This window comes from Celeribacter persicus (assembly GCF_003050785.1).
Lineage (GTDB): Bacteria > Pseudomonadota > Alphaproteobacteria > Rhodobacterales > Rhodobacteraceae > Celeribacter > Celeribacter persicus.
The window spans coordinates 38,166-52,957 of sequence record NZ_QAOH01000020.1 but is presented as its reverse complement, the minus strand read 5'-3'; the positions used below and the strand labels follow the sequence as shown (position 1 = coordinate 52,957).

Here is a 14,792-nt window from a genome sequence, read left to right as displayed (position 1 = left end):
GCTGCAATACACCAAGATCGCGCGCATCCACATGCGCATATCGTTCTGAACCGCCGCAGCAAGGATGGCGAAATGTTCTTTCTCGGGAAGGATCACCACTTCAACTACGACGCTTTTCGCGAGGCGATGGTCGAGGCGGCCCAAGTTCATGGGATCCGCCTTGAGGCGACGCGCCGTCTGGATCGCGGCGTCACGACCTACCGCGCCGAGATCGATGAAATCTACAAGGCCCGCGACGAGGGCCGTCCCCCTGTCGAGCGCCAGAGAACCGGCGCTGACCTGGCGGCCGCTCTGGAAACCGTCAGGCGCAACGCGTTGATCTACCGCGGGCTCGCGGCGGAGGCGTCACGTTCGAATTTCGACGACGTGGCCGAGGCGCTCGAGAGGGCCAGCACCATCCTTGCCAGTGGCGGTCAGATTCAATCTGACGGAGCCATCTACATGTCCCAAGACGAAGCAGCGTTCGACACGTTGATCACCGAGTTTTCTCAGAACATCCGCCAGATCGAGGCGGCGATCGACAGGGCGCCGGCGGCCGAGAGGCCGGTGATCGAGCGCAAGCTGACCGACGTTCTGGCCTCGGTCGCGCATTTGAACCCGCTCGGGGATCGCTCCGCCGCCCTGATCGATGCCCCGTCCCGGGACGGCATCTATGCAAGGCCAAACGCCAGTGAAGATCACCTCGCGCGTCTTGACGATGGCGAGGTGGCGCCAAAGCTGGCCGAGGCGTTGCAAGGCACGGGCATCGACGCCGAGGCAGTGGCCGCGCGCCTGCGGGAAGGGGCAGGCAATGCCGCATTGGAACGCCAGTGGCTGGCACAGGATCTGCAGGCGATTGCCAAAGCGAGCGACCTCGATCTGGAGAAATCTGCTGACCGGGAAGACGCGCTCGACCGGCTGGAAGCCGTGCATGTTCGGTTGGGCGATGTTCTGACCGATGTACGCGTCCTGCGTGCGCCAACCGAGGTCGACGAGCTGGATGACGCTGAGGAAGTGCTCGGTGAGCGGTTGGCGGCACCGGGGGGTGATCTCGAGAAGGACGGGCCCGACATTTTTGCCCCATCGGAGCGGCAGGCGTTCAGGGCGCTGGTGGCGCAGTTCCGCCGGACGGATTTCGATCATCCGTTCTCCGACGACCCGTCCGTCCGGCGGGCGGGCGCCGTGGAGGTTGAAGAGGCCCGCGCCGCGTTCGACGCCTACGCGCAGAAATCGCCGCAACATGCCGAACTGGCCTCAATGGCTTGGGAGCAGATGACTGACAGTCGAATGCCGCCGCAATATGCGGTATCGGAGCAGGACCGCACGCTGCATGCTGGCGACATGGACCTCGCCTTGCGGGATCCCTCGGATCACCTCGGTCCGATCACCGAAGAGCTCCGCACCCTCGCCCGCTATCGCACGAAGATGCCGGATGATGAGTTCGGGCAGGCCGTCCAGGACGAAATCAATCACCTTCGTTCGCTCGGCGCGTCGCGTGCCTATATCAGCGAACGCAGCCTCATAATCGAGGACCAGGCGCGACAAGACTACGCCGAGCGCCGGTATCTGGAAGAGACCGCGCCAACGGTCATGGCCTTTGTGCAAAACGCCGACGCCGGGGATCCGATATCCGAGGCAGAGCGACATGACATCGTTCGGCAGGTCAACGAACGGCTAAGCCCCGACGCAATCGACGCACTGCGGGCCGGTAACGCGGACGTCCTGGACAAATTCACCGAGGATCCGCTGCGACAGCTCGAACTCGCCAAGACCTATCTCCAGAGCAGCGAGGTCACTGCGCACGGCCCGGCGATGGAGCGCGTTCTCGATGCATTGGCCGAAGAGCAGATCGAGGCGCAGCGCGCGCGCCACGTCGCGGCACATGGTGAGAAGGGGATCACCCATGGATAAAGGCAAGATTGCCCTCGGTGTGTTGAGCCTCGTGCTGGTCGGTCTCGCCATGGGCTATGTCGTGGCGACCGGCTTTGTCATGTTCCGGTACGGGCTCTCACCCACGCGTTTCGACGTCACCCTGCTTGCCCGCGAATATCGGGGTCTGTCTCAGTCTGCACCGAAGGACTTCCTCTGGGTGAACCTCATCCTTGGCGGCTTCGGCCTGGCATCGCTGATGCTGAGTGTCACGCTTCTGGGGGATGCATTGACTCGCTTCGGGACGACGCATTGGCAGACCCGCAGCGAGATGAAGAGGAACGGTTTCTTTGCCAAGCCCGGCGGCGGCTTCCTTCTGGGCAAGCTTGGCTCCCCGAAATCCAGTCGCCCGTTCCTTGTCTCAAAAACCTTCCCCCACGCGCTGATCGTGGCGCCTACAGGCCGGGGCAAGGGCGTGGGGTTCGTGATCCCGAACCTTCTGACCTACAAGGGTTCGGCCGTTGTGCTCGACGTGAAAGGCGAGAACTTCCGCGAGACCTCGCGCTTCCGCGCCAGCATGGGCGACAAAGTCTTCCGCTTCGCGCCGACCGACTGGGACCGCCCAACCCACCGCTACAATCCGCTGGCGCGCATCGCGGCCATGACCAATCCCGACCGGCAGCAGATGGAGCTGAAACTCACCGCAAAGCTCTTCCTGCAGACCGACAATGAAAAGCTGAGCGGGCTTTTGGCCGGGGGTATCGACCTCTTCGTGGCGGCTGGCCTTCTGGCCTTCGAGCGCGGCGTGCCGACCATCGGCGAGATCTATCGCATCACCGCCTCGGGCGGCGACAAGCAAAAGGAATACCTCAAGCGCGCACAGGAGGTGAAGAACAAGTCGGCCAAGCTGATCTTCGAGCGCATGGCCTCGACCAACAACGACACCCTGACCTCTTACCTGTCGCTCCTGATGACTTCGGGTCTCGACACCTGGGACAACCGTGCGATCGACGCGGCCACCGCGACCTCGGATTTCTCCTTCCGGGACATCCGGCGTCGCCCCCACGCGATCTATCTCGTGGTCGAGTCCGAGATGATCCGCCCCCTCGCCCCGCTGATCCGGCTGTTCTTCTCCGACCTGATCGCCTCGCTGCAGGCGCAGGAGCCTGGGGACGATGAGCCCTGGCCAGTAATGATCATGCTCGACGAATTCGACCGCCTTGGGAAAATGCCGATCGTCGCCGAAAGCATCAAGACGCTGCGCTCCTTCGGCGGCAACCTCGCCATTGTCACCCAGACCATCCCGGCGCTGGACGAGATCTATGGCGAGAACACCCGCCGGTCCCTGCAGGGCGGCGCCGGTGTGAAGCTCTACCTCACCCCGTCCGAGCAGAAGACCATCGAGGAGTTAAGCCAGGCCGTCGGCAAGACCACCAAGCGCGTGGTGACCCGCTCCCGTGCTGTTGGACGCAATCCATTCGAAGGGCGCAGCGTCTCGGAGAGGACAGAAGATACCCCGCTTCTGACAGAGGATGAAGCCCGGCGCATGGACCTCGACGAGGTCATCCTCGTGATCGACGCGCAGATGCCGATCCGGGCAAGAAGGGTGAAGTATTTCGAGGACCCGGCTTTGAAGGTGCTGCACGCCGGGCAGTCGGGGAGTTTCCCGTATCCGGACGAGGACGGGCTGCGGCGGGATCGGCAGATGTCTGAGACCCGGGAAACGGTGGAGAGGTTGAAGCAGGAACTTCAGGAAGTGCGGGCGGCTGCAGGGGCGCAGGGGCCTGAGACAACTGCGCCGCCCAAAACCTCCCGAACTCCCTCGCAAGAACCGCTCGATCCCAAGCCTGCGTCGTCGGGTCGGGCGCGAGGGAGGGCCGCACGGGCCGCAGCGGGTGCCGCAGGGTCAGATCAGCTGTCATTCGATCTGGCTAAACTGGGGATCCAAGAGGCAGCAGACAGGTCAGTCTTGGCGGCAGCTGTTCAGACGACGCGATCAATCATAAACATTCATGGTTAATTGATGGCCGCTGCAGCGCGGACAGTCTCTTCCCGGCTTTCGAAGAAGTGCAGATGGATCGCAAATCGGAATTCCCTAACCGCCTCATGTTGCTATGGAGTCGGTCCGACCCTCCATGATTCCGGTCCGGTGATGATGCCTGACGCCCGTGTGGACCTGGTCGCATATTGTCGTGCCAATTGGCATGGCGTGCGCTCGGCCCAATTCCGAAATCGGGCAGAACATGCTCTTTTTCAGTGACCGTCCGACCTTCAACTCGGAAAGATGAAAAGCAGATCCCGACAATCGGTCGAAATCAGACCAGCATGTCAGCCGACGCGGTCATCTCGTTCACCCACGCGATAAGCGCTGCGGGTTCGGGCGGCAACTGGGTTGCCATCCCTTCCGCGAAACTCTCGAAGGCCGGTCGGTTGAGCGCGTTGAGGCCGACGAGAACGGGGATATCCATCGCGACAGCCTCGGCGATCACGCTGCGGAACCCCCGCCCCTCGGCCTCGTGTTTGCCGAACTTGTTGACGATCAATAGGTCGGCGCCGGAGGACAGGCTGGCCGCAACCATTGCGACCGCCGTTTCCAGAGCGGCCGGGTCGAGGCGGCACCCCCGCGCCTGCGGGCCGAGGTCCTGGCTGATGCGCAGAACGGTACCAGCGGGCAGCACCCGCACATCCATGTCGCAAGGGCCGGCGTCGGCGCGCTCGCTGTTGATCTGGACGGTGCCGCGACATCTGAGGCCCCTGGCCGCGAGATCCGCTGCCAGCCGTTCAAGCACCAGATCCGTATCGCCGCGTCCCGGCGCCATCGTGTAAGCAAGTTTCATGTCCGGGCTCCTTCAGGATTGGCAGAATGGTTGGAATTCGACCAGAGCACCGGCAGGCAGGCTCTCAGCATCGGCGGGCAGGAAGATCAATCCATCCGCAGCGGAAAGCAGGCCAACACGGGCCGAATGGGTGGCATCCTCGAAACCGACGATCTCGCGACCATGGGCATCGAAACCGGCCAGCGTGGCGGGCCGGAGTTCGCAGCGCCCGGGCTTGCGGCGGATCGGGCCTGCGGTCACGACATGCCGCCGGGTCGCGGCGAGTCCCTCGCCGCTCAGTGCACGGACCAGCGCCAGTCCGAAGACTTGCCACGTCACGAAGGCCGATACCGGATTGCCGGGCAAACCTAGCCAATGCGCCTTGCCGATGCGCCCGACCGACACCGGCTTTCCCGGTTTGATCGCGACGCCGCTGAACAGGGTTTCGCCGCCAAGAGCCGTGACGGCCGGCTTCACATGGTCTTCTTCGCCCACCGAGATACCGCCCGTGGTGATGACCAGATCGGCCCGCGCCGCCATGTCGCCCAATTGACGGACAAGACCGGCAAGGTTGTCGGCACCATGATCCGAGGCAATGATGTCGACATCCGCAGTTGCAAGGCTTGCCGTCAGCATCGGTGTGTTGACGTCCCAGATCTGGGCGGCTTCGCGCGGGCCCCCGGCGCGGCGCACCTCGTCGCCGGTGACCAGTAATGCCACGCGCAGCTTGCGCCGAACGCGCAGGATTCCCGCGCCGGCAGCGGCGCAGGCGGCGATCTCCCTCGGGCCGAGCCTCTGCCCCTTGTCGAGGACGGTCGCGCCGCTGGCCATGTCACTGCCCGCACGGCGGATGTTCTTGCCCAGTTCAGGTCGGCGCGACAGATGAATGACGTCCCCGTCACGCAGGACCTCCTCCTGCATCACGACCGCGTCCGCGCCATCCGGGATTGGTGCGCCCGTGAAGATCCGGACCGCCACGGCGCCGGCAACCGGTGTCGTCACCGCCTGCCCGGCAGGCACGCGTGCAACGACCGGCAACACCCAGGGGCCGACTCCAGTCAGGGCCGATGTCGCAATCGCATAGCCATCCATCGCCGCATTATCGAAAGCCGGTGCGATGGACCGGGACCGGACCGGCTGGGCGAGAATGCGGCCAAAGGCGTGGTCGAGCGACAGGGCCTCGGTCCGGCCGACCGATACTACATACCCTGCAATCCGGGCGAGCGCCTCATCGATGCTGATCAGCGCGTGAAGCATGTCCTGACTGTCACAGCCGCAGCCCGGTGACGCGATGGCTTGATGGATGGTCATTGTGCTGCCTCCTCGGCGGAATGGGTAGGCTGGAAATGCCCGGGCCCGATGCTGCAATCGAGATCACGCAGGCGCCCGTCCTTGAGCCCGTAGATCAGGCCGTGCACCCGGACATCAGCCCCGCGCCGCCATGCCCTCTGAAGGATCGGCGTCTCGCAGACACGCCGAACGCCCTCGACGACGTTCAGTTCGGCCAGCCGATCACGTTGTCCTTCGAGGTCGGATTCGCGCCCCAGATCGACCGCGTAAGCGCGGGCCAAGCGCCGGATCGGCTCGAGCCAGTGATCGGCCAGACCGTGCGGCAGATCCTCGGTCGCGGCCTTGACCCCGCCGCAGCCATAGTGGCCGCAAACGATGATCTCGCGCACATGCAACGCATCGACCGCGAATTCCAGTGCTGACAGGAGGTTCATGTCGCTGGAATGAACCACATTGGCGACGTTACGGTGGACAAATACCTCTCCTGGGTCGAGGCCCGCGACTACATTTGCCGGAACGCGGCTGTCTGAACAGCCAATCCAGAAAAATTCTGGCTTCTGTATTTCTGCGAGACGGGAAAAATAATCTGGATCAGCTTCATGCTGTTCACCGGACCATGCTATGTTATTTTTGATCAGCATTTCCAGCATTATTCAGGCCTGCATGTCTTCGATGCGGCGCCTGATCATCGCGTTCCGCAACTGAACGATGTCATCACTGGTCAACCGGACCCGTGCAAAGGGAAGAATGATTGCGTTTTCGACCAAGAGGTGCCTGCGCAAGCGATCAGCAAATTCTCGAAGATCGTCCGCCTCGGGCTCTGTGGCTGCACGCTCGCCGTCCCGAATATTTGCCAAATGCGACTTCAAGAGTGGAAGCATGCCAGAGAGCAATACGTGTTCGTCTTTCAGCTGGTCGAGAGTCGAAGCGACGTCGTCTTCTGGCAAGCATCTTTTGAGCAGCAGTTCACGAAGGTCGTCATCTTCATCGTGAATGAGCAGGCCGATTTCATGGTCCAGAAATGAGATGATCCTGGATACCTGCGCTCGATCCGGCACTTCTGCGTGAGCGAGATGGTTTATCGACTCACAGATCGACCGCATGTGCATATGGTCTTCCTTGATGAAATCCAGAGGGTTTTCCATCAGATCGAGGTTGGTCGGCTCAATATCGACGTCGCCTCGGCGGATATTCGACAATTCTTTCTTCATTATGACCTCCCGGTCTAGACTGATTGAAGGTCCGCGCCGGAAATGGTGGCCGTCGCGACCAGACGAGTGACAAAGGACCGGGCCTCACGGGCCCAGGCCGCCTTTTCCATTGCCTCAGCGAGTTTGGGACGCACGATTTCAAATGGCAGTTCGGCACCGTCTGCGACAGCGTCCATGCGGATGATGTGCCAGCCATGGCGAGTGAGGACGGGCTTGGCGGTAATTTGCCCTTCATTGAGTTTGCGCAACGCCTCTTCAAATTCTGGCACGGTATCGCCGGGCCCCACCTGACCCAAGGCACCGCCGGATGATTTCGAGCCGCAATCGCTATTGTCCTTCGCGAGCTTCGCAAAGTCGTGCGGGTTGGCGCTTGCGCGAGCGGCAAGATCGGTCGCACGGGCTTCGGCCGCTTTCTTTTGTTTGTCATCGCGAGGGTCGCAGGCGCACAGGATATGCGAAACTTCCCAAAGTGGCGGCGACCGAAAGCGGGAGGGATCGCGTGCCCATTCCGTGTACACAGATTCGTCCGATGGCGGCGAAACGCTCAGGGCAGTTTCTAGGAGGCTCCGTATAAGGGCCTCCTCGTCTGTCTCGAACCGGCCCGGATCGACCTCCAAAGGCATCGGCTGCAAGTCGCATCGGCGCGCTTCCTGTAACAGCAGGGTCCGCACCGCCACAGCATTGGCCGCTTTGCGCCAGGCAATGCCGGGTTTTCCTTTCGGTGCGTCGTGGTTTTGTGCCTCGGCAGCGATTGCCGCCGAGGGGATGGTTTCGCCGTTCACTACGACATCGGGAAACAGGGCGATGTTCATCGCGCTCACTCCGCCGGGGTCGTGGCCGAGGGGCCGCGCTTGGCTTGCAGCTTGTCAAAGGCACGGCGGCGTTCTTCGAGCGGGCGATGCCGCCGCGAACGGACAAGCTGATAACCTACCCGCAAGAACAGGTAACGCAGCGGGGCGAAGATACCCGAAGCGATATGGACCAGCCTTGTAAACGGGAAGACCAGGAAGATCGTCAGCCCCAGGAACAGGTGCAGTTTGAAAATCAGGGCCACATCCTCGATTTGCGCCGCAGCACCGGACCGGAAGGTGAATATGCCTTGTGCCCAAGACATGAACTTGGTCATCTCGTGACCATCGAGATGCTGGAGCGACACGAACACCGTCCCCAAACCAAGCACCAATTGTGCCAGCAGCAGCGCCAGAATGGCGATGTCAGCAAAGCTGGACGTCTTGCGAATGCGCGGATCGGTCCAGCGGCGGTGCATGAGCATCCCACCGCCCACGAGGGCCATGACACCGGCGATGCCGCCAGCGATCACGGCCAGAAGCTGCTTTGCCCCGTGGCTGATGCCGATGGCGTCGAAGATTGCGATTGGGGTCAGCAGGCCAACGAGATGTCCAACAAAGATCACCAGGACACCAACATGAAACAGGATCGAACCGATGATCAACTGCTTGCGGCGCAGCATCTGGCTCGACGAGGATTTCCACGTAAAGGGGTCACGTTCGTAGCGCACGACCGATCCGATCAGAAGAACGGACAGCGCGATGTAAGGATAAATCCCGAAAAGAAAATTGTGCATGTCTGCCTCCATTATTCGGTCACGGGCCGCGCATCCATCGCGCGGCGGCTCGGTTTGTCCATCGCCGCGAGCATGTCGCGGACTTGCGGGCAACCTGCGTTCGGATCGGGGCCGAACGTAACCTCGGTTTCCTCCCAAACGGCATCGAGCGCCGCGAGATCGGTCGGGTCATCATCGGGCTGGGACAGCATGTCGGCCACGGCTTCGGCGTCGGCCTGCGTGTCGGCGAGCTGGGAAAGAGCGGCGAACGCGGCGGCATACCCGCTGTCGCGCCGGACAAGCCGGGCCGCGAGAGCGTCGAGGATATGCGCCGCGTCCGCCAAAGTTTCCTGCACTTCTGCGAAGGGACGCGTCGACAGGAATTCTAGCAGCACTGGCAGGTGGTCCGGAAGTTCCGAGGTGGCGGGTTCGAACCCGCCCTCCCGGTAGGTCTCGATCAGACTGACCATCGCGCCGCCCCGGTCCCGGCTTTCGCCGTGGACGTGCTCGAAGAGATTGAGCGATAGCGTTCGCGACCGATCAAAGAGCATCACATAGCTCTCCTGCAGATCGTAGAGGTCGGCCGTTGCAAAGCCATCGGCCAATGTGCGCAGTGCAGCCCGCGTATCGGCGGCGATGCGGGGATCGCCGCCAAGAACGGCGCCGATGTCGGGCATCGCCTCCTGAAGCTCTCGAGAGGGATAGCTCAGGACCAGCGAAAGCGCCTTGAGGGAACGGTCCATCATCAGAAGGTCTCCTGCGGAAGGGCAAATTTCTTCTTCTTGCCGCCGAAGAGCGTCGTCTTGCCCGTCTCGCCGGTGGAACAACCGTTGCCGTCGGTGAAGCCGCAGCCGCCGCGGATGTCGGCGCCATGCTCGTTCTGTTCGCGGTGTGTCGTGGGGATCGCGAAACGATCCTCGTAATCGGCGATAGCCATGATCTTGTACATGTCCTCGATCACTCGGCCGGACATGCCGACCCGGGCGGCGATCGCCTCGTCCCGCACGCCCTCCACTGTCAGAGCCCGCATGTAGAGCCGCATCGCGGACATGCGTTCGAGGGCGTGAACGATGGGCTCCTCGTCACCCGCCGTCAGCATGTTGGCGAGGTACTTCACGGGGATGCGCAGCGACCGCACGTCGGGCATCTGGTCGCTCATCGCGATCTGTCCCGCCTGAACGGCGTTCTGGATCGGGCTGAGCGGCGGGATGTACCACACCATCGGCAGCGTCCGGTATTCCGGGTGCAGCGGGAAGGCGACCTTCCAATCCATCGCCATCTTCCAGACCGGGCTGACCTTCGCCGCCTCGATCCAGTCCTCGGGCACGCCGTCGCGGCGCGCCGCGGCGATCACTTCGGGGTCGTTCGGGTCGAGGAACACGTCGAGCTGCGCGCCGTAGAGATCGGTCTCGCGCTCGGCGCTGGCCGCAGCTTCGATCTTGTCTGCGTCATAAAGGATCACGCCCAGATAGCGAATGCGCCCGACGCAGGTTTCCGAACAGACCGTCGGCTGGCCGGACTCGATGCGCGGATAGCAGAAGGTGCATTTCTCGGATTTGCCGGTATCCCAGTTGTAATAGACCTTCTTGTAGGGGCAGCCCGAGATGCACATCCGCCAGCCGCGGCACTTCTCTTGGTCGATCAGGACGATGCCGTCCTCTTCGCGCTTGTAGATCGCGCCCGAGGGACAGGAGGCGGAGCAGGTGGGGTTAAGGCAGTGCTCGCACAGGCGCGGCAGGTACATCATGAAGGTGTTTTCATACTCTCCATAGATGTCCTTCTGCACCTGGTCGAAGTTGTAATCCTGCGAGCGCTTCGAGAACTCGCCGCCCAGGATTTCCTCCCAGTTCGGACCCTTCTCGATCCTCTCCATCCGCTCGCCGGTGATCTTCGAGCGGGGCCGCGCGGTGGGGAACGCGGTCATGTCGGGCGCGGACTTCAGGTGGTCGTAGTCGAAATCGAACGGCTCGTAGTAGTCATCGATCTCGGGCATCGACGGATTGGCGAAGATGTTCGCCAGGATCCGCCATTTAGACCCCTGCTTGGGATGCAGCTTGCCCGAGGCCGACCGGACCCAGCCGCCGTTCCAGCGCTTCTGGTTCTCCCAGTCCGTCGGATAGCCGGTGCCGGGCTTGGTCTCGACGTTGTTGAACCACGCGTATTCGACACCTTCGCGCGTCGTCCACACGTTCTTGCAGGTGACCGAGCAGGTGTGACACCCGATGCATTTGTCGAGGTTCAGGACCTTGCCGATTTGCGCACGAACTCTCATTCCGCTGCCTCCACGTTCTGGGTTGCGGACCGGCTTGCGGGTTTGTCGAGCCAGTCGATCTTCTTCATTTTCCGCACGATCACGAACTCGTCGCGGTTGCTGCCCACGGTGCCGTAGTAGTTGAAGCCGTAGGACAGCTGCGCGTAGCCGCCGATCATGTGTGTGGGTTTCAGGGTGGCGCGGGTCACCGAGTTGTGGATGCCGCCGCGATTGCCGGTCTTTTCCGAACCGGGCGTGTTCACGATCTTTTCCTGAGCGTGATACATGAACAGCGTCCCCTGTTTGATCCGCTGGGACACCACCACCCGCGCGGTCAGCGCGCCGTTCGTGTTGTAGGCCTCGACCCAGTCGTTATCGACAAGCCCCGCCTTCTTGGCGTCCACTTCGGACATCCAGACAACCGGGCCGCCCCTGTTCAGCGTCAGCATCAGCAGGTTGTCGGTGTAGGTCGAATGGATGCCCCATTTCTGGTGGGGCGTGATGAAGTTGAGTACCACGTGCGGGCTGCCCTCGGCCGCGTCGTTGTTGACGGCCGCGGTGATGGTCTTCAGGTCCACCGGCGGGCGATAGCTGACGAAACCCTCGCCGAAAGCGCGCATCCATTCGTGATCCTGATAGAGTTGCTGGCGGCCCGTCAGGGTGCGCCACGGGATCAGTTCGTGGACGTTGGTGTAGCCAGCGTTGTAGCAGACCTCCTCGCTCTCGATGCCTGACCATGTGGGCGATGAGATGATCTTGCGCGGCTGGGCGGCGATGTCCCGGAAGCGGATCTTGGTGTGATGCGCGCCCTCCGCGAGGTGGGCATGGTGCTGTCCCGTGGGCTTCTCCAGTTCTTCCCAGGCCTTCACGGCCACTTCGCCGTTGGTTTCCGGGGCGAGCATCAGGATCATCTCGGCCGCGTCGATGGCGGTTTCGAGTTTCGGCTGGCCTTTGGACACGCCCTCGTCCAGCACGACCCCGTTCAGGTCGCGCAGATGCTTGACCTCGGTCTTGGTGTCCCAGTTGATCCCCTTGCCACCGTTGCCGAGCTTTTCCAGTAGCGGCCCGACCGAGGTGAACTTCTTGTAGAGGTTGGGATAATCCCGCTCGACCGCGATGTAGTTCGGCGCGGTCTTGCCGGGGATCAGGTCGCATTCGCCCTTCTTCCAGTCCTTGACATGGGCCTGCGCCAGTTCGCCGGGGGTGTCGTGCAGCAGCGGAAGCTGGACGATGTCGGTCTCGACCCCCAGCACCTCGGGCGCGACTTCGGAGAATTTCCGGGCGATCGACTTGAAGATCTCCCAGTCCGATTTGCTCTCGTAGGCCGGGTCCACCGCCGCCTGCAGCGGGTGGATGAACGGATGCATGTCCGAGGTGTTGAGGTCGTCCTTTTCGTACCAGCTGGCGGTGGGCAGGACGATGTCGGAATACACCGCCGTCGTGGACATGCGGAAGTCGATGCAGACCAGAAGATCGAGCTTGCCCTTCGGCGCCTCGTCATGCCAGACGGCCTCCTTCGGCATCACGCCGCCTTCCTCGCCCAGATCCTTGCCCATCACCCCGTGATCGGTGCCCAGCAGGTGCTTGAGGAAGTATTCGTGCCCCTTGCCGGACGACCCCAGAAGGTTCGACCGCCAGACGAACAGGTTGCGCGGCCAGTTCTCTGGGGCATCCGGATCCTGACAGGACATTTCCAGGTCGCCGGATTTGAGCTGTTCGGCGACGTAGTCCTTGATCTCCTTGCCGGCCTTCTTGGCGGCCTTCGACACCTCCAGCGGGTTCGTCTTCAACTGCGGAGCAGAGGGCAGCCAGCCCATCCGTTCGGCCCGGATGTTGTAGTCGATCAGGGAGATGTCCCAGTCGCCTTCGGGTGCGGTCGGCGACAGGATTTCACCGGCGCGCAGCGTCTCATAGCGCCACTGGTCGGTATGCGCGTACCAGCAGGAGGTGGAGTTCATGTGCCGCGGCGGGCGGTTCCAGTCGAGCGCGAAGGCAAGGGGCTGCCATCCGGTCTGCGGGCGCAGCTTCTCCTGACCCACGTAATGCGACCAGCCGCCGCCTTCTTGCCCGATGCAGCCGCACATCACCAGCATGTTGATGATGCCGCGATAGTTCATGTCCATGTGGTACCAGTGGTTCAGACCGGCCCCGAGGATGACCATGGACTTGCCATGGGTCTTTTCGGCGTTACCCGCGAATTCCCGCGCAACCGCGATGATCTTTTCGCGCTCCACGCCGGTGATCTTTTCGGCCCATGCGGGGGTGTAGGGGCTGTCGTCGTCGAAGTCCTTCGACACCCAGTCGCCGCCCAGACCCCGGTCGAGGCCGTAATTGGCGCAGAAGAGGTCGAAAACGGTGGCAACCAGAACCTCCTTGCCGTCTGCCAATTTCACGCGCCGCGCCGGAATGTTCCGGGTCAGCACCTCGGGGTGGTCGCACTTGACGAAATCGCCCGTGGCCGCACCGCCGAAATAGGGGAAGTCGACGCCCACAACCTCATCGTGGTCGCCATCCATGATCTGGCTCAGGCGCAGCTTTGCCTCTGCCCCTTTCGCCCGCTCTTCGAGGTTCCACTTGCCTTCTTCGCCCCAGCGGAAGCCGATGGACCCGTTGGGTGCCACGATCTGGTCAGACGTCTCGTCATAGGCGACGGTCTTCCAGTCGGGGTTGTTCTTCTCACCCAGCTTGCCGTCGAAATCTTCGGCGCGCAGCATCCGGCCCGGCACCAGGTGGCCGTCCTTTTCATCCAGCCGCACCAGCATCGGCATGTCTGTATACTTGCGAGCATACTCCTCGAAATACTCGGCCTGCCGGTCGAGATGGTATTCGCGCAGGATCACATGGCCCATGGCCATCGCCAGCGCCGCGTCGGTGCCCGCCTGCGGATTAAGCCAGATATCGCCGAACTTGGCGGCTTCCGAATAGTCGGGGCTGACCACGGCCGACTTCGTGCCACGATAGCGCACTTCGGTGTAGAAATGCGCGTCAGGCGTGCGGGTCTGCGGCACGTTCGAGCCCCAGAGCATCAGGAAGCCCGCGTTGTACCAGTCGGCCGATTCCGGCACGTCGGTCTGTTCGCCCCAGGTCTGGGGGGAAGCTGGCGGCAAGTCGCAGTACCAGTCGTAGAACGACATGCAGGTGCCACCGAGAAGCGACAGGTAGCGCGAGCCGGCGGCATAGCTCACCATCGACATCGCCGGGATGGGCGAGAAGCCGAACACCCGGTCGGGGCCGTAGGTCTTGGCCGTGTAGGCGTTGGCGGCGGCGATGATCTCGGTCGCTTCGTCCCAGCTGGCCCGCACGAAGCCGCCCTTGCCGCGGGTCTTGTTGATCGCGTTGCGCAGGGCGGGATCGCCCTGGATCGCGGCCCAGGCGGCCACCGGTGTCATGGTCTCGCGCATCTTCCGCCACGCCCGCATCAGCGCGCCACGGATCAGCGGGTTCTTCACGCGGTTGGCGGAATAGAGATACCAGCTGTAGGACGCCCCCCGCGCGCAGCCGCGCGGTTCGTGATTGGGCAGGCCAGCGCGCGTGCGCGGATAGTCGGTCTGCTGGGTTTCCCAGGTGACGATTCCGGACTTGACGTAGATTTTCCACGAACACGACCCGGTGCAGTTCACCCCGTGGGTCGAACGGACGATCTTGTCGTGCCGCCAGCGGTTCCGGTAGGTGTCTTCCCAGCTGCGATCCTCGCGGGTGGTCTGACCCCAACCGTCGGAGAATTGCTCCAGTTCCTTGCTCTGGAAGAAGTTCAGTTTGTCGAGCAGATGGCTCATTGGGCTGTCCTTTCGGGTGTCTGGGTCCGGGCGGCG

General features: G+C 62.7%; 11 protein-coding genes. 2 read left to right on the top strand and 9 right to left on the bottom strand.

Annotated features, from left to right (window positions below; all coding sequences use genetic code 11):
- Both C8N42_RS17885 and C8N42_RS17880 read left to right on the top strand, forming a co-directional pair.
- A partial coding sequence (locus C8N42_RS17885) for a relaxase/mobilization nuclease domain-containing protein (protein ID WP_107817860.1) occupies positions 1–1,890 on the top strand: 1,890 nt, incomplete at its 5' end.
- On the top strand, positions 1,883–3,868 hold the full coding sequence (locus tag C8N42_RS17880; RefSeq protein WP_107817857.1) for a type IV secretory system conjugative DNA transfer family protein: 1,986 nt from the start codon (positions 1,883–1,885) through the stop codon (positions 3,866–3,868). The genes C8N42_RS17885 and C8N42_RS17880, both read left to right, overlap by 8 nt.
- A 295-nt stretch (positions 3,869–4,163) precedes the next feature.
- On the opposite strand, the gene C8N42_RS17875 is transcribed toward C8N42_RS17880, so the two are convergent.
- Genes C8N42_RS17875 through C8N42_RS17835 form a run of 9 tightly spaced genes read right to left on the bottom strand, consistent with a single transcriptional unit; the run spans position 4,164 to position 14,756 of the window.
- Positions 4,164–4,685 (bottom strand): DUF2478 domain-containing protein, encoded by a 522-nt coding sequence (locus C8N42_RS17875; protein ID WP_107817856.1) that lies wholly within the window; start codon positions 4,683–4,685, stop codon positions 4,164–4,166.
- Positions 4,686–4,697: 12 nt separating this feature from the next.
- Positions 4,698–5,975: a molybdopterin molybdotransferase MoeA gene (locus C8N42_RS17870; RefSeq protein WP_107817855.1), complete on the bottom strand. Its 1,278-nt coding sequence runs from the start codon at positions 5,973–5,975 to the stop codon at positions 4,698–4,700.
- Positions 5,972–6,604, bottom strand: coding sequence for a carbonic anhydrase (locus tag C8N42_RS17865; protein ID WP_107817854.1), 633 nt, complete (start codon positions 6,602–6,604; stop codon positions 5,972–5,974). The genes C8N42_RS17870 and C8N42_RS17865 overlap by 4 nt, the downstream gene beginning before the upstream one ends.
- Positions 6,605–6,607: 3 nt before the next feature.
- A complete protein-coding gene (locus C8N42_RS17860) occupies positions 6,608–7,165 on the bottom strand; it encodes a hemerythrin domain-containing protein (RefSeq protein ID WP_107817853.1) in 558 nt (185 codons plus the stop codon).
- 14 nt (positions 7,166–7,179) lie between these two features.
- Positions 7,180–7,977: a peptidylprolyl isomerase gene (locus C8N42_RS17855; protein WP_107817852.1), complete on the bottom strand. Its 798-nt coding sequence runs from the start codon at positions 7,975–7,977 to the stop codon at positions 7,180–7,182.
- 5 nt (positions 7,978–7,982) lie between these two features.
- Positions 7,983–8,750 (bottom strand): respiratory nitrate reductase subunit gamma, encoded by a 768-nt coding sequence (narI, locus tag C8N42_RS17850; RefSeq protein WP_211309215.1) that lies wholly within the window; start codon positions 8,748–8,750, stop codon positions 7,983–7,985.
- An 11-nt stretch (positions 8,751–8,761) separates the two neighbouring features.
- Positions 8,762–9,472 (bottom strand): nitrate reductase molybdenum cofactor assembly chaperone, encoded by a 711-nt coding sequence (gene narJ / locus C8N42_RS17845; RefSeq protein ID WP_107817859.1) that lies wholly within the window; start codon positions 9,470–9,472, stop codon positions 8,762–8,764.
- Positions 9,473–9,474: 2 nt separating this feature from the next.
- The gene (gene narH / locus C8N42_RS17840) at positions 9,475–11,001 is read right to left on the bottom strand and encodes a nitrate reductase subunit beta (RefSeq protein WP_107817850.1); all 1,527 of its coding nucleotides are present in this window, start codon (positions 10,999–11,001) and stop codon (positions 9,475–9,477) included.
- The gene (locus tag C8N42_RS17835) at positions 10,998–14,756 is read right to left on the bottom strand and encodes a nitrate reductase subunit alpha (protein WP_107817849.1); all 3,759 of its coding nucleotides are present in this window, start codon (positions 14,754–14,756) and stop codon (positions 10,998–11,000) included. The genes narH and C8N42_RS17835 overlap by 4 nt, the downstream gene beginning before the upstream one ends.
- Positions 14,757–14,792: the final 36 nt, after the last annotated feature.

What these genes read in the sequence shown, in the direction of transcription:
- C8N42_RS17880 (WP_107817857.1), top strand. Translation starts at nt 1,883, where the DNA reads ATGGATAAAGGCAAGATTGCCCTCGGTGTGTTGAGCCTCGTGCTGGTC.
- C8N42_RS17875 (WP_107817856.1), bottom strand. Translation starts at nt 4,685, where the DNA reads ATGAAACTTGCTTACACGATGGCGCCGGGACGCGGCGATACGGATCTG.
- C8N42_RS17870 (WP_107817855.1), bottom strand. Translation starts at nt 5,975, where the DNA reads ATGACCATCCATCAAGCCATCGCGTCACCGGGCTGCGGCTGTGACAGT.
- C8N42_RS17865 (WP_107817854.1), bottom strand. Translation starts at nt 6,604, where the DNA reads ATGCTGGAAATGCTGATCAAAAATAACATAGCATGGTCCGGTGAACAG.
- C8N42_RS17860 (WP_107817853.1), bottom strand. Translation starts at nt 7,165, where the DNA reads ATGAAGAAAGAATTGTCGAATATCCGCCGAGGCGACGTCGATATTGAG.
- C8N42_RS17855 (WP_107817852.1), bottom strand. Translation starts at nt 7,977, where the DNA reads ATGAACATCGCCCTGTTTCCCGATGTCGTAGTGAACGGCGAAACCATC.
- narI (WP_211309215.1), bottom strand. Translation starts at nt 8,750, where the DNA reads ATGCACAATTTTCTTTTCGGGATTTATCCTTACATCGCGCTGTCCGTT.
- narJ (WP_107817859.1), bottom strand. Translation starts at nt 9,472, where the DNA reads ATGGACCGTTCCCTCAAGGCGCTTTCGCTGGTCCTGAGCTATCCCTCT.
- narH (WP_107817850.1), bottom strand. Translation starts at nt 11,001, where the DNA reads ATGAGAGTTCGTGCGCAAATCGGCAAGGTCCTGAACCTCGACAAATGC.
- C8N42_RS17835 (WP_107817849.1), bottom strand. Translation starts at nt 14,756, where the DNA reads ATGAGCCATCTGCTCGACAAACTGAACTTCTTCCAGAGCAAGGAACTG.